Source organism: Amycolatopsis sp. NPDC001319 (assembly GCF_042896185.1).
In the GTDB taxonomy this organism is placed as follows: Bacteria; Actinomycetota; Actinomycetes; order Mycobacteriales; family Pseudonocardiaceae; genus Amycolatopsis.
Window position 1 is genome coordinate 1 of record NZ_JBIAWY010000011.1, and the last position, 14193, is coordinate 14193.

Consider the following 14193-nt stretch of genomic DNA (forward strand, 5'->3'; position numbering starts at 1 on the left):
CACCCTCTGCCCCAAACGCATCGGCACCATCGTCCAAGCAGCACTCGTCCTCACCCACCACGAACACCACGGCCGCTACTGAGAAAACCTCATTGAGGTGCTTCGCGCGCCACCACCCTCGAAGCGGCGGTGAGCCCGCGCAGTAGCGTCTTGGGCATGGGTGAAGACAAGCGCGAACTGCCGCCGATTCCCGACCGCCTGCCCACCGCGGTCGTGGACGCCCACACCCACCTCGACGCGTGTGGCGCCAAGACCGCCGCCGACGTGACGGCCATGGTCGATCGCGCCGAACGCGCCGGGGTGGCCCGCGTCGTCACGGTCGCCGACGACCTCGCCTCGGCGCGCTGGGCCGTCGACGCGTCCACGTGGGACGAGCGCGTGTTCGCCGCCGTCGCCGTGCATCCCACGCGCACCAAGGACTTCGGCGACGCCGACAAGTCCGAAGTGGAGCGTCTGGCGTCGGCCGAGCGCGTGGTCGCCGTCGGCGAGACCGGCCTCGACTACTACTGGGACTACTCGCCGCACGACGCCCAGCAGGACGCGTTCCGCTGGCACATCGACCTCGCCAAGCGCCTCGGCAAGACGCTGATGATCCACGACCGCGAGGCCCACGAGGACGTGCTGCGCATCCTGGACGAAGAGGGCGCACCGGACACCGTCGTCTTCCACTGCTTCTCCGGCGACGAGCACATCGCGCGCCGCTGCCTCGACAAGGGCTACGTGCTCTCGTTCGCCGGCACCGTCACCTTCAAGAACGCCCGCGGGCTCCACGAGGCCGCGCGGCTCGCGCCGGCGGGGCAGTACCTCGCCGAGACCGACGCGCCGTTCCTGACCCCCCACCCGTTCCGTGGGCGCCCGAACGAGCCCTACTGCACCGCCTACACCGTCCGGCACCTCGCGGCGCTGAGGGGCGAAGCGGTTCACGAGGTGGCCCAGGCGGTCCGGACCACCGCCGAACGCGTCTACCAATTGCCCAGTGTCACAACGGGTTGAACGGATTGCGACGTTCGGGGAGCGCAGTAGCCCACACTGACGAGTGACACAGGTCACGACACTCCGAGGGGTGTTTGCGCAACCCGGCGACCTCCGTTACTGTCCCGTGATCGTGCCGGTCGGAACCGCGGACGCGGATCCGGCTGATACGCCCACAGTCACGTCAGTGCACGTCGGGGAAGCGGCACCGAGGTTGGTACGACTCGGGACCGTGACGATGGCGCTGGCTGGGGGTGTCGGACTTGAGAGGCGCACCGAATGGTGCGTCGCGACGAAGGAACAGGTCGTGGTGACACGTCCTGTCCTGGGAAAGGGAACGACCCAGTGACTGGTAGTAGGCAGGGTGGCTCGCGCCATAGCACCGAGAATCGTGGTGCTGCGCAGACCCTTTTCACTTCCGCTGGTTCGGTGGCCGTGCTCGACCGCGAGCTCGAAGACACCGCATACGGGGACCTCGGGTTCTCCGACGAGCTGTACGTGACCGAGCAGGACGTGCTGGCCGCTCTCGGCCCTGACGCCGACGCGATGATGGCCGAGATCGACGTCGACGTCGACGAGCTGATCCGGCTGATCAACGCCGAGACCACCATGCTCCCGCCGCTCGCCATCCCGGACGAGCTCGCCGAGGACCGCACCGCCACTCCGGAGGCCAAGAAGGTCGCCGTCGAGGAAGGCCTGCGCGAGGCGACCCGCACCTGGAAGCGCCGCTTCCTCAAGGGTGCTGTGCTCTCCGTCCTGATCGCCGTCGGCGGCGGCGGTGCCGCGGCGCTGGCGATGAACAAGAGCGTGACCGTCGACGTCGACGGCCACGAGGTCACCGTCCACAGCTACGGCGACACCGTCGGCGAGGTCCTGGAAGACGCCGGCCTCTCCGTCGGCGCCCACGACTCGCTCTCGCCCTCGCCGCAGGCCGAGGTCGGCGACGGCGGCGTCATCAAGCTCGAGCGCGGTCGCCAGCTGAACCTCGTGGTCGACGGTGTGTCCCGCCCGTCCTGGGTGCGCGCGACCACGCTCGGCGAGGCCATGACCCAGCTCGGCATGGCCGACATGATGGGCAAGGGCGCCTGGACGTCGATGCCCGGCACCGGCGAGCTGCCGCTCGAGGGCTCGACCGTGCAGGTCAAGACCCTCAAGCACATCACGCTCTTCGACGGCACCAACGCGCCGCGCCAGGTCACCACGAACGCGGTGACCACCAAGGAGTTCCTCTCCGACTTCAAGATGAACCTCGGCCCGGACGACGCGGTCGAGGGTGGTCTGAACGTCTCTCTCAAGGACGGCGCCGAAGTCCACGTCAGCCGCATGGGCATCTCGATGGTCAACCAGCAGGAGACCATCGACCCCGATGTGCAGAAGGTCGACGACCCGACGCTCGAGCAGGGCAAGACCACCGTTCAGGACCCGGGCACCCCGGGCCAGAAGATGGTGACCTACAAGGTCACCAAGAAGAACGGCGAAGAGGTCTCCCGCGAGCAGGTCTCGGTGAAGGTCCTCCTCGAGGCCAAGCCGAAGATCCTCAAGGTGGGCACGAAGAAGCCCGCCGACCCGGCGATCGGCGACGGTTCCGCGTGGGACCGGATCGCAGCGTGCGAGGCCGGCGGCAACTGGGCGATCAACACCGGCAACGGCTACTACGGCGGCCTCCAGTTCGACAAGCGCACCTGGGATGCCTACGGCGGCGACCAGTACGCGGCGTACCCGAACCAGGCTTCGCGCGCGCAGCAGATCTCGATTGCCGAGAAGGTCCGCGACGCTCGCGGTGGCTACAGCGCCTGGCCGGTCTGCGGCAAGCGGGCCTGAGTTCCGCAGTTCCCGAGGCTCGGTAGGCTTCCCCGGTGGTTGAACTGCTGGGGCCTGCCGAGATCCGCGGGCTGGCGGACGAGCTCGACGTCCGGCCGACGAAGAAGCTCGGCCAGAACTTCGTGCACGACCCCAACACGGTTCGCCGCATCGTCGAGCTGGCCGGAGTCCAGCCGGGCGACGTCGTTCTCGAGGTCGGCCCCGGGCTGGGGTCGCTGACGCTGGGCCTGCTCGACGCCGGTGCCCGCGTGGTGGCCGTCGAGATCGATCCGAAGCTGGCGGCGCGGCTTCCGCAAACGGCCGCCGAACGCGCCGCTTCCGTCGCGGATCAGCTGACCGTGGTCGGCGCCGACGCGTTGCGGATCAGCGCGGCGGACCTGCCGGCCGAGCCCGTGTCGCTGGTGGCGAACCTGCCGTACAACGTCGCGGTCCCCGTCGTGCTGCACCTGCTGGCCGAGCTGCCTTCGCTGCAGCGCGGGATGGTGATGGTCCAGACCGAGGTCGCCGACCGCATGGCCGCCGGTCCCGGCAGCCGCATCTACGGCGTGCCCAGCGTGAAGCTCGCTTGGTACGGCCCGGCGCGCAAGGTCGGCGCCGTGCCGCGGTCGGTGTTCTGGCCGGTGCCGAACGTCGACTCGTCGCTCGTGTCCTTCGAACGCGGCACTCCGGTGGAGGGCGTCGAGCGGCAACGCCTGTTTGAAGTCGTCGACGCCGCGTTTTCCCAGCGCCGCAAGACACTGCGCGCGGCTCTGGCCGGCTGGGCCGGCTCGGCCGACCGCGCGGGTGAACTCCTCGTGGCGGCCGACATCGACCCGAAGACGCGCGGCGAGCAGCTCGACGTGCACGACTTCGTGCGGCTCGCGGCTCAAGCCTGAAACAGCCGTGCCAGGTGGTAGTCCAGCGTCGCCAGGACCTCGCCCGGCGTGAAGCGGCCGTGGAGGACGTCGAGGCCGAGTCCGGTGAAGCCCGCGACCAGGAGGTTCGCTTCCTGCCGCGGCTGGACGCCGGGCGGGAGAACCGTGCGGCGCAGCAGGCTGGTGAGCAGGTCCTCGATCGGCGTCTCGGCCTGCAGGAAGACCTTCGCCAGCGCCGGGTCGCTGTGGGTACGGCTGAAGTAGGCGCGGTGGACGCGTAGCGACAGCTCACGCTCGGCGTCCAGCGGCAGCAGTTCCGTGAGCAGCGTCCGGACCACGCCGCGCACGCTCTGGTCGACCTGCGCCGCGATGCGGGCCTGCGTGCGCTGCTCGCCGCGTTCGTGCAGATAACGCAGGGAGAGCACGAGCAGATTGTGCTTCGTCTCGAAGTAGTACTGCACCAGCCGCAGCGACACGCCCGCCTCGGCGGCCACCTCGCGCATGCTCACGGAGTCGAGCCCGCGTTCGGCCGCGATCCGCCACACCGCCGTGGCGATCTCGCGCCGGCGCTGCTCGTGGTCGACCCGGTGCGCCACGGTTCTCCTCCGCGTTGGTGATACGACTGTATAGGATACGCGTGTATCACCGATGGGGTGAGTCGGCCGGAATCGGCTCGCGGACGGGAGCGGGTGTCCGGCCGGGAAGACGCGGTGTCTCGCCGTGGCGAACTACCTGGCCGAACCGTCATTTACCCACGCGCGGGCCGTCGCGGAATTGTCGGGCCGGAATCGCGCCTCCACCAGGGATCGGCGGCGTCCACAGTGGAATAAGGGCTGGATTCGCCGCGCGGAAGAAATTCGGTGCCGGAGCTTTTGGGGTCCACGATGTGGCTGCGGGTGTCCCGGTATCCGGGCACCACCACTCGTGTGATCTGCACCAACGCGCTTGCGTTCACCCAATGGGATCGGCTTTACTCAGAAACGTCCATCCCGAGCGACTGAGAGACCTGGCTCGCCGAAGTCGCAGCAACCACCCCCCATGGGGCAGGTGCTACAGCCAGGACCGATGGAGGCTGTTTCCGATGCAGAGGGTAGCCCGCCCGCTCCTGTTGACCCGGCGGCGCGTCGTCGATGAAGGTCGCCGCACGGTATGTGCGTGTCGACGCTCCACAGTCATCGCCTGATCTTTCTTCCGCAATTCTGCGCACCGTCCGAAAAGGACGGTAATTCGGTGACGCCCGGCGCGCCCGGAAACGGTGCTGCGCCTCATGCCTGGAGCTCTCTTCGTGATCACTGTCGAAAACGTGTCCAAGTCCTTTCCCCTCAACGGAAATCCGGTCGCCGCGCTGCGTGATGTGAGCGTCGACGTGCAGGCCGGCTCCCTCTTCGGCGTGGTGGGTCCCGCCGGCTCCGGCAAGTCCACGCTCGCCCGCTGCATCGCCCTGCAGGAGCGCCCGGACCGCGGTGTCGTGCGGCTCGACGGCCTCAACACCGGTGCGCTCGACGGCCGACGGCTGCGTGAGGTCCGCCGTCAGCTGGGTGTCGTCGGCACCAAGCCGGAGCTGCTCGCCGAGCGCACCGTGGCCGGCAACATCGCCACGCCGCTGGAGCAGCTCGGCGTCGACGGCCCGCAGCGCAAGAGCCGCGTCGGCAACCTGCTCGACCTCGTGGGCCTCACCGCCCGGGCCGCGCAGAAGCCGGCCGACCTCACGCCCGGCCAGCTGCGCCGCGTCGCCGTGGCCAAGGCCCTCGCCGCCGGCCCCGCCGTGCTGCTCGCCGACGACCCCACCGCCGGCATCGCCCCCGAGGAGGCCGGCGCCGTGCTCGCCGTGCTCGACCGGGCGCGCGCCGAGCTGGGCACCACCGTGCTCCTGACCACGCCCGACGCCGGTGTCGTCCGCCGCGTCTGCGACGACGTCGCGGTGCTCGAAGACGGCGCGGTCGTCGAACGCGGTCACGTGCTGGACCTCATCGCCTCGCCGGGCAGCTGGACCGCGCAGGCGGTGCTGCCGGCCATCGAGACCGCCCGCGCGCAGGCCGCGAAGTACGACCGGTCCGCCGACGTCGTGCTGATCGGCTTCGCGTCCGTCGGCGCCCTGCTGCCCGAGGCGGCCGGCCGCTTCGACGTGGAGGTCGCCACCATCGGCGGCGGTCTCACGCGCATCGGCGACACCCCGATCGCCCGCTTCCGCATCGGCGTCCGCGGCGAGCGCGCCGACGCGGCGCTGGCGTGGATCGCCGACCGTGGCGCCCACGTGACGCCGGCCGTGCGGGCCGCGCAGAGCGTCGCCGCCTGACCGCTCGCCACACCTCCGGCTCACCGCGCCCCACTGTGGCGTTCGGTGCGTTCAACGCAACGAACGCCGCATTGGGTGCGTTGAGCGCAACCAACGCCACGGTGGGGTGCGGTGGGACTGGGGGACGGGAGAGTCGGGAGCGTGTCCGAGAGGTTGGGACAGCCGTCCTGAAAACGGCTGTTTTCTCCTGGTGGGGAGGCCAGGCGCCCGGCCACGTAGGCTTGACGGGTGCTCGCCGTAGTTCCACCACCAGTCACCGTCCGGGTCCCGGCCAAGGTCAACCTGCACCTGGCCATCGGTGACCTGCGCGAGGACGGCTACCACGACTTGGTCACCGTCTTCCAGGCGTTGTCGCTCACGGACGAGGTGACCGTCGCGGTCACCGACGACCCGGGGCTCGAGGTCTTCGGCGAGGGGGAGGGGTCGGTGCCCACCGACGCCACAAACCTCGCCTGGCGCGCGGCCCAGGAGCTCGCCACCTACGCCGGTCGCGCCGAAGGCGACGACCCGAAGGTGCGGATCGTGCTGCGCAAAGGCATCCCCGTCGCGGGCGGCATGGCGGGCGGGAGCGCCGACGCGGCGGCGACGCTCGTCGGCCTGGCCTCGCTGTGGAAGCTCGACGTGACGCGCGACGAGCTGGCCGCCATCGCGGGCAAGCTCGGCAGCGACGTGCCCTTCGCGCTCTACGGCGGCACCGCGCTCGGCACCGGCCGCGGTGAGCAGCTCGTGCCCGTGCTGTCGCGCCACACGTTCCACTGGGTGCTCGCGTTCGACACCGAAGGCCTGTCGACGCCGAAGGTGTTCGGCGAGCTCGACCGCCTTCGCACCGACGGCAACCCGCCGCGCATCGGCTCGCACACCCCCGTGGTCGAGGCTCTCGCCTCGGGTGACCCGCGTCAGCTCGCGCTGCTGCTGGGCAACGACCTGCAGGCGGCCGCCGTGTCGCTGCGCCCCGGCCTGCGCCGCACGCTGCGTGCGGGCGTGAACGCGGGCGCGCTGGCCGGCTGCGTGTCCGGCTCGGGGCCCACGTGCGCGTTCCTCTGCGCCGACGCGCAGGCCGCCGTCGAGGTGGCGGCCGAGCTGTCCGGCGCCGGCGTGTGCCGGACGGTGCGCGTCGCCCACGGCCCGGTGCCCGGCGCCCGGCTGGTCGGCGGAGACGACGCACCCCGTGGCGCGCCACCGCGCGTGCACGCCTGAACTTCTAGTCCACTGTGGAAAGGATCGGCTGAATCGGATGGCCAACCTGGTCAACCTGGAGTCGGTGAGCAAGTCGTACGGCGTGAAACCGCTGCTGGACGGCGTTTCGCTCGGCGTCGCCGCAGGACAGCGCATCGGTGTGGTCGGTCTCAACGGAGGCGGCAAGACGACGTTGCTGGAGGTGCTCGCGGGTCTGAGCGAGCCGGATTCCGGCCGCGTGAGCCATGTTCGTGATCTGCGCATGGCCGTCGTCACCCAGCGCACCGAGCTGCCTTCGGGTAGCACGGTCGGCGACGTCGTGCTCGAACGCTATGGCGCGGAACACGAATGGGCCGCCGACGCGCGCGTACGGTCCATTGTGGACGGACTCGGCATCACCGCGATCGGCCTCGACACCCCGACCGCGAACCTGTCCGGTGGCGAACGCCGTCGCGTCGCGCTGGCCGCGGCGCTGACCGGCGAGCTCGACCTCGTGGTGCTCGACGAGCCCACCAACCACCTGGACGTCGAAGGTGTCCGCTGGCTGGCCGACCACCTGCTGGCCCGCCGCATCGCCGTGGTGGTCGTGACCCACGACCGGTGGTTCCTCGACACCGTCGCGAGCCTCACGTGGGAGGTCGCGAACGGTCGGGTCGAGCAGTACGAGGGTGGTTACGCCGACTGGATCTTCGCGCGCGCCGAGCGGGCGCGCCTGGCCGCGACGGCCGAGGAGAAGCGGCAGAACCTGGCGCGCAAGGAGCTGGCGTGGCTGCGCCGCGGCCCGCAGGCGCGCTCGTCGAAGCCGCGCTACCGCGTGGAAGCCGCCGAGGCGCTGATCGCCGACGTGCCGCCGCTGCGCGATTCCGTGGAGCTGATGGCGTTCGCGAAGCGCCGGCTCGGCAAGACGGTGCTGGAGCTGGAAGACGTGTCGTTGAGCGTCGGCGACCGGACGTTGCTCGACCACGTGACGTGGCGGATCGGGCCGGGTGACCGCGTGGGTCTCGTCGGCGTGAACGGTTCGGGCAAGACCTCGCTGCTCAAGCTGCTCGGCGGCGACGTCGAACCGGAGACCGGGCGGCGGATCGAGGGCAAGACCGTGGCGCTCGCGCACCTGCGCCAGGAGCTCGACGACCTGCCGGGTGACCTGCGCGTGCTGCAGGCGATCGAGCAGGTGGCCGGGCGCGTGGTGTTCGGCAAGCAGGAGATGACGGCCTCGCAGCTGGGCGAGAAGCTCGGCTTCCCGCCCGAACGGCAGTGGACGCCCGTCGGTGACCTGTCGGGTGGCGAGCGGCGCCGGCTGCAGCTGTGCCGGCTGCTGATGGCCGAGCCCAACGTGCTGCTGCTCGACGAGCCCACCAACGACCTGGACATCGACACCCTGCAGCAGCTCGAAGACCTCCTCGACGGCTGGCCCGGCACGATGGTCGTGGTCTCGCACGACCGCTACCTCGTGGAGCGCGTCTGCGACATCACCGTGGCCCTGTTCGGCGACGGCCACGTGACGAACTTGCCCGGCGGCATCGAGGAGTACCTCAACCGCCGCACGAAGCTGCGGGAGGCGACGCCGCGGCGCGAGTCATCGGCGGCTCCGGGGAAGGTCGAGGCCAAGCGCAGCAACGCGGAGATCCGGGCCGCGCAGAAGGAGCTCGGGCGGCTGGAGCGCAAGCTCGACCAGCTGGCCGCGCGCGAGGAGAAGCTGCACGCGGCGCTGCTCGAAGCGGCCACGGACCCGGACAAGCTCATCGCGTTGAACACCGAGCTGAAGGGCGTGCACGCGGAGAAGGAAGACGTCGAGGCGAAGTGGCTGGAGACGTCCGAAGCCCTCGAATGACGGCTTGATCCGCGGCCTGATCGACGCTGTTCACGCCACCGCAGGCGGGCGTTGACAACCAGACAGTAATCTGTCGCGCATGAGTCGGTTCGTGGACACGCTCGTCGAGACGGCGACGGGGCGGGGTCAGCAGCGCGGCATGGTCACGGGCGAGCCCAAGGAGCCGGTGCGCCGGACGTGGGCCGAGGTCCACGACCAGGCCAAGAAGATCGCCGGAGGCTTGGTTTCAGGCGGGTTGAAGCCCGGGAGCGCGGTGGCCGTGCTGGCCGCGGCGCCGGTGCTCATCGCGCCCACCGTGCAGGCCGTGTGGCTGGCCGGCGGCAGCGTGACGATGCTGCACCAGCCGACGGCGCGCACGGACCTCGCCGAGTGGGCCGAGGACACGGTCAAGGTGCTGGGCATGATCGGTGCCGGCCTGGTGGTGCTGGGCGAGCCGTTCGACCAGCTCGCGCCCGTGCTGGCCGAGAAGGGCATCGAGCACCGCCTGATCACGGAGCTGGCAGAGGCCGAGCCGCTGGCCGAGGTCGTGCCCACCGACGAGGGCGACACCGCGTTGCTCCAGCTCACCAGCGGTTCGACGGCCGACCCGAAGGCCGTGCGGATCACCTACGGCAACCTCTACACCAACGTCAAGGCCATGGTCGACCGCGCGGAGTTCGACTTCGACGTCGACGTGATGGTGTCGTGGCTCCCGACGTTCCACGACATGGGCATGGTCGGCTTCCTGACCGTGCCGATGACCTTCGGCGTGGAGCTGGTGAAGATCACGCCCGTCGAGTTCCTGTCCGGCCCGTTGATCTGGCCCGAGCTGATCTCCAAGTACAACGGCACCACCACGGCCGCGCCGAACTTCGCGTACGCCATCGTGGGCCGCCGCATGGCCCGCGTCGAGGACGACAACGCCTACGACCTGTCCAAGCTCCGCATCGCCCTCAACGGCGCCGAGCCGATCGACGAGACGGCCGTGCAGACGTTCGTCGACGCGGGCGCCCGCTTCAAGATGCCGGCCGAGTGCGTGTTCCCGGCCTACGGCATGGCCGAGGCGACGCTGGCGGTGTCGTTCGCGCCGCTGTTCACCGGGCTGACGCTGGACGTCGTCGAGGCGGACGCCCTGGAGGCCGACGACCGCGCCGTCCCGGTCCCCGAGGGCGACCCCCGGCGGGGCACGGACGCGGTGCGCTCGTTCGCCGTGCTGGGCCGCCCGCTGGACGGGCTGGAGGCGAGCATCGTCAACTCCGAGGGCGAGCTGCTGGGTGAGCGCGAAGTCGGCGAAATCCGCCTGCGCGGCCCCGCCGTCACCCCGGGCTACCTGACCGTCGACGGCCCCCTCGACACCCAGGACGCCGACGGCTGGATGAAGACCGGCGACCTCGGCTACCTCATCGACGGCCAGATCGTCATCTGCGGCCGCCGCAAGGACGTCATCATCATGGGCGGCCGCAACCTGTACCCCACCGACATCGAACGCGCGGCCACCTCGGTCGAGGGCGTCCGCGCCGGCAACGCGGTCGCCGTCCGCCTCGACGCGGGCAGCCGCCGCGAACGCTTCGCCGTCGTCGTGGAGTCCAAGCTGGCGGGCGACGCCGAGGCCGAACGCGCGTTGTCGAAGCAGGTCGCCGCCCGCGTCCGCGACGCGGTGGACATGCGCCCGTTCGCCGTGGTCGTCCTCCCGGCCGGCAGCCTGCCCAAGACTCCGTCGGGCAAGGTCAAGCGCGCGGCGACCGCGGTGCAGTACGCGGACAAGATCGCGCACAACGCGGAACACTGACGCCCGAACGCAACGCAGGCAAAAACGGAACCGGCCCGCTCACCACGGTGAGCGGGCCGGTTCCGTGTTCGCGGGGCTTCGGGAGTCCGGAGGGCGGGGTTGGTTCAGGAAGAAGGACACAAACGCAGGCCGGGAAAGCGCCGCGGGGGAACGACGCCGTCAAGGCCGGAAAGACCTACCGGTCCTGGAAGGACTCGGCGTTCTCCGTCACCTCCGGGCGCGGTGCGCGGGAGGCGGTCGCCTCGTGTTCGTCGCGGGTGCCGGGCACGATGGGGGCACGCCGGCCGGACAGGTCGGCCAGCTGTTCCTCCACGGCGTCCAGGAACTGGTCGACCTCGCGTTCGTCGTAGCCGCGCTTGCCGATCAGCGGCTTGTTGAACATGACGTGGTGGACTTCGGCCGCGGTCAGGTCGTCCTCTTCGGCGATCGTTTTCGCGATGCGCCGCACGAACTCGTCGACCTCCTGTTTGGCATAACCACGGCGGCCGATCGGGGCGTTACCGAAGGTGACCTCGGTGAGGTCCTCGGCGGTGAACGACATGAAACATTCTCCGATTCAGGGTCGGTGTGCGGACTCCCGCATTCCGTCCTAACCGGTCACCCGGGCACCGGGAACCCCGCACGCGCCGGGACGACTCGATCAGGGCCCCATAAGCCGCCCATCGAGTGAGGAAAAACTACGCAGTGCTACTCATGATCACTAACAGAGAGCAACCGGCTGATCAGCCTGCGTGAAACTCGTTCTGGGCCGCGGTGAGCCCCTTCGACACGAGTGCCTCGGCCGCGTCCGCGGCGACCGAGACCTCGAACGGGAGCTCCTTGCGCTCGACCGTCGAGAAGTCCTTCAGCACGAAATCGGCGGGGTCCTGGCGCCCCGGGGGACGCCCGATGCCGAAGCGCACGCGGTAGTACTCACGCGTGCCGAGCGACTTGGTGATGGAACGCAGGCCGTTGTGCCCGTTGTCGCCGCCGCCGAGCTTGAGCTTCAGCGCGCCGAACGGCACGTCGAGCTCGTCGTGCACCACGACGACGCCCGAGGGCTCGACCTTGAAGAACCGGGCGGCGCCGACCACGGGCCCGCCGGAGAGGTTCATGAACGAACGCGGCTTCACCAGCACCACGCGACGGCCCGAAAGCCGCCCCTCCAGCACTTCGGCGCCGCTCTTGTGCGCCTTGAACTTGCCCCCGATGCGGGTGGCCAGTTCGTCGAGCACCATGAAGCCGACGTTGTGGCGGTTGCCGGCGTACTGGGGCCCGGGATTACCGAGGCCGGCGAGCAGGATCAGCTCGCCGGCCCCAGGCAGGTCTTCACTCACGGAAGTGAGTTTATTCGGCGTCCCCGGCGGGAGCCTCGGCGCCTTCGGCGGCGGCCTCTTCGTCGCCGGTCTCTTCACGCTGCGGCTCGTTCACGGCCACGACCAGCGCCTCGGCGTCGGTCACCAGGACCGCGCCCTGCGGCAGGGTGACCTGCGCGGCGGTGATCTGGGTGCCGATCTCGAGACCCTCGACGGAGACCTCGATCTGCTCCGGGATGTGCAGCGCCTCGACCTCGATCTGGAGGGTGTCGAGGTCCTGGTTCACCAGGCCGCCCGGGCCGGCGGTGCCGGTCACGACCACCGGGATGTCCACGGTGACCTTCTCGCCGCGGCGAACCACGAGCAGGTCGACGTGCTCGATGTAGTTCTTCAGCGGGTGGACCACGATGGTCTTGGTCAGCGCCAGCTCGCTGGAGCCCTCGAGGTCGAGGGTGAGCACGGCGTTGCTGCCGTTCTCGCGGACCACGCGGGCGAACTCGAGGGCCGGCAGCGCGAAGTGCCGCGGGTCCGAGCCGTGCCCGTAGAGGACCGCGGGGATCTTGCCGGCGCGACGGGTGCGCCGCGCGGCTCCCTTGCCGAACTCGGTGCGCGGCTCGACGGTAAGACGTACCTCGGACACGGTGTAGCACTCCTTCAAATCACAAATCGGTGCAGCAGGTGGCGGCGGGGATCGTCGATCTCTGCTCGGGGCGTTGTACTTCGAAAATCAGCTGCGTACGGCGGCGAGTTTCCAGGCGTGCACATTCCACGGGGCTTCTCGAGCCGCCGCGTCGATCACGCTGGGCACCACAGGGTGCACCCGCCTCGCCGAGACAACTCGAGAAGTGTAAACCCTCGTTCGACAAGGAGGTTGCGGCGGGTGGCCCCGCACGACTAAACCTTGGTCCGGCCGGTGGGTGACGACGCTTTTCCGGTGGTGCAGGCGCGTGCCGCGGGCATGGGATGATTCCCGCGGAAAAGAGGGGCGAGAATGCGGGCTCGATGGATCGCCGCGGCGGTCGTGCTGCTGGGTGGCGTCCTCGCGGGGTGCCAGGTCTCGGTGGCGGGTTCGGCGGGGGTTTCGGCCGCTGACCAGCAGATTGCCGACCGGCTGGCGGAGCAGCGAGATGCGGTGGACACCGCGTTGGACGCGCTGGGCAAGGCGCCGGCGCTGGAGCTCGACACCACGGTGAAGGATGCGTCGGGAAAGCCGATCGGTCTCGGTTTCCGCATCACGCGCGACGGCGACGGGTACGGCGCGCTGCCGTTCGAAGGTCACGTGGTGCAGGTCACCGAGCTCGGGAGCGATCTCTACCTCTCCGCCGACGCCGACTACTGGAAGTCGCACGGTCTCGAGGAAAACAGCACGCAGTTCGGCGCCGGCTGGGTGCACACCGTCGGCACGGAGCTGCCGATGGACCCCGGGATGCATTTCTCACCGGACCGGCTCGTGGCCGGGCTGGCCAAATCGTTGTCGACTCTCAACCAGACGGCCGACCCGGTGAAGCGCAAGCTCGAGGACGGCACGGAGGTCTACCAGCTCGGCGGCAGCCTCGGTGAGCTGCAGGTGACCACCGCGCAGCCCCATCGCGTGGTCTCGTTCGCGCCGGCGCTGCTCGACCCGCTGGGCGGCCCGAAGCTCGGCACGGGCTTCCAGGTGAAGCCGCTGACCGGCGACGCACTCAAGAAGTTCCACACCGACTTCGACACCGCCGTCGGTGGGCTCGGGCAGCCGTTCGACGGGCTGTCGCAGGCGAGCGTCGTGGTCACCAACGACCGCCTCGACTGTCGGGACTTCGTCGGCTCGTGCACCGCCACCGTCGACGTGACCAACAGCGTCGTCGGCAACGGCCCCGGCGCCAAGCCAGTGGTCCACGTGACGCTCACGATCGACGTCAGCGCCGACTCGCTCGGCTCCAAGACCTGCTCCACGCAGGGCGACGCGGCGGCCGACGCGACCATCACCATGTCGTGCACGGTCAAGTTCTCGCTGCCCAACCGCACCGCCAGCTACCAGGTGCTGGCGAAGCCGACCGCCGTCGGCGAGGTCCACGTGCCCTTCGACGCGAACGCGGTGAAGGCGAAGCTCGACAAGTCGTTCGGCACGCTCGGCGGCTGACCTGCACACCTACCGCGGGGTGCGTTGGTTTCGTTGAAGTAGTGGATCTTCCGTCTCTACC

At 70.0% G+C, this 14193-nt stretch carries 12 protein-coding genes and 1 riboswitch; of the genes, 8 read left to right on the forward strand and 4 right to left on the reverse strand.

The features are described 5' to 3' along the window. Nucleotides 1–156 precede the first annotated feature (156 nt). The 3 genes from ACFY1H_RS35395 to rsmA all read left to right on the forward strand — a co-directional run bounded on the left by ACFY1H_RS35395 (nucleotide 157) and on the right by rsmA (nucleotide 3668). Nucleotides 157–993, forward strand: a complete 837-nt coding sequence (locus ACFY1H_RS35395; RefSeq protein ID WP_366585525.1) for a TatD family hydrolase — start codon at nucleotides 157–159, stop codon at nucleotides 991–993. Between the two features lie 414 nt (nucleotides 994–1407). Then, entirely contained in the window at nucleotides 1408–2793 is a 1386-nt protein-coding gene (locus ACFY1H_RS35400; RefSeq protein ID WP_366585729.1) for a transglycosylase family protein, read from the forward strand. Nucleotides 2794–2828: 35 nt separating this feature from the next. Further along, complete coding sequence (gene rsmA, locus ACFY1H_RS35405) at nucleotides 2829–3668, forward strand: 16S rRNA (adenine(1518)-N(6)/adenine(1519)-N(6))-dimethyltransferase RsmA (protein WP_386953796.1); 840 nt, start codon at nucleotides 2829–2831, stop codon at nucleotides 3666–3668. Here rsmA and ACFY1H_RS35410 read toward each other — a convergent pair. After that, nucleotides 3659–4243 (reverse strand): TetR/AcrR family transcriptional regulator, encoded by a 585-nt coding sequence (locus tag ACFY1H_RS35410; RefSeq protein WP_386953799.1) that lies wholly within the window; start codon nucleotides 4241–4243, stop codon nucleotides 3659–3661. The two genes, rsmA and ACFY1H_RS35410, sit on opposite strands and share 10 nt — an antisense overlap. 385 nt (nucleotides 4244–4628) lie before the next feature. Next, nucleotides 4629–4719: riboswitch (SAM riboswitch) on the forward strand. A gap of 213 nt (nucleotides 4720–4932) precedes the next feature. Between ACFY1H_RS35410 and ACFY1H_RS35415 the strand changes: the two genes are divergently transcribed. From ACFY1H_RS35415 to ACFY1H_RS35430, 4 genes are all read left to right on the forward strand, one after another. Beyond that, nucleotides 4933–5943, forward strand: a complete 1011-nt coding sequence (locus ACFY1H_RS35415; RefSeq protein WP_366585531.1) for an ATP-binding cassette domain-containing protein — start codon at nucleotides 4933–4935, stop codon at nucleotides 5941–5943. A gap of 228 nt (nucleotides 5944–6171) precedes the next feature. Further along, entirely contained in the window at nucleotides 6172–7140 is a 969-nt protein-coding gene (locus ACFY1H_RS35420) for a 4-(cytidine 5'-diphospho)-2-C-methyl-D-erythritol kinase (protein WP_386953801.1), read from the forward strand. A gap of 37 nt (nucleotides 7141–7177) precedes the next feature. Further along, entirely contained in the window at nucleotides 7178–8950 is a 1773-nt protein-coding gene (locus tag ACFY1H_RS35425; protein WP_386953804.1) for an ATP-binding cassette domain-containing protein, read from the forward strand. A 79-nt stretch (nucleotides 8951–9029) separates the two neighbouring features. Then, the gene (locus ACFY1H_RS35430) at nucleotides 9030–10718 is read left to right on the forward strand and encodes a fatty acyl-AMP ligase (RefSeq protein WP_366585537.1); all 1689 of its coding nucleotides are present in this window, start codon (nucleotides 9030–9032) and stop codon (nucleotides 10716–10718) included. Nucleotides 10719–10893: 175 nt separating this feature from the next. Here ACFY1H_RS35430 and ACFY1H_RS35435 read toward each other — a convergent pair whose 3' ends face one another. The 3 genes from ACFY1H_RS35435 to ACFY1H_RS35445 form a co-directional block, all read right to left on the reverse strand. Beyond that, nucleotides 10894–11259 carry a DivIVA domain-containing protein gene (locus ACFY1H_RS35435; protein WP_366585539.1) on the reverse strand — a complete coding sequence of 122 codons (366 nt, stop codon included), beginning with the start codon at nucleotides 11257–11259 and terminating at the stop codon, nucleotides 10894–10896. Nucleotides 11260–11440: 181 nt separating this feature from the next. Then, a complete protein-coding gene (gene pth, locus ACFY1H_RS35440; protein ID WP_366585541.1) occupies nucleotides 11441–12034 on the reverse strand; it encodes an aminoacyl-tRNA hydrolase in 594 nt (197 codons plus the stop codon). A 10-nt stretch (nucleotides 12035–12044) separates the two neighbouring features. Continuing rightward, complete coding sequence (locus tag ACFY1H_RS35445; RefSeq protein ID WP_360593924.1) at nucleotides 12045–12653, reverse strand: 50S ribosomal protein L25/general stress protein Ctc; 609 nt, start codon at nucleotides 12651–12653, stop codon at nucleotides 12045–12047. A gap of 351 nt (nucleotides 12654–13004) precedes the next feature. Here ACFY1H_RS35445 and ACFY1H_RS35450 point away from each other — a divergent pair, with 351 nt between their 5' ends. Next, entirely contained in the window at nucleotides 13005–14132 is a 1128-nt protein-coding gene (locus tag ACFY1H_RS35450; RefSeq protein WP_386953809.1) for a hypothetical protein, read from the forward strand. Nucleotides 14133–14193 lie beyond the last annotated feature (61 nt).

Coding starts and splice junctions, on each gene's coding strand:
- ACFY1H_RS35395 (WP_366585525.1), top strand. CDS start 157: ATGGGTGAAGACAAGCGCGAACTGCCGCCGATTCCCGACCGCCTGCCC.
- ACFY1H_RS35425 (WP_386953804.1), top strand. CDS start 7,178: ATGGCCAACCTGGTCAACCTGGAGTCGGTGAGCAAGTCGTACGGCGTG.
- ACFY1H_RS35430 (WP_366585537.1), top strand. CDS start 9,030: ATGAGTCGGTTCGTGGACACGCTCGTCGAGACGGCGACGGGGCGGGGT.
- ACFY1H_RS35435 (WP_366585539.1), bottom strand. CDS start 11,259: ATGTCGTTCACCGCCGAGGACCTCACCGAGGTCACCTTCGGTAACGCC.
- ACFY1H_RS35450 (WP_386953809.1), top strand. CDS start 13,005: ATGCGGGCTCGATGGATCGCCGCGGCGGTCGTGCTGCTGGGTGGCGTC.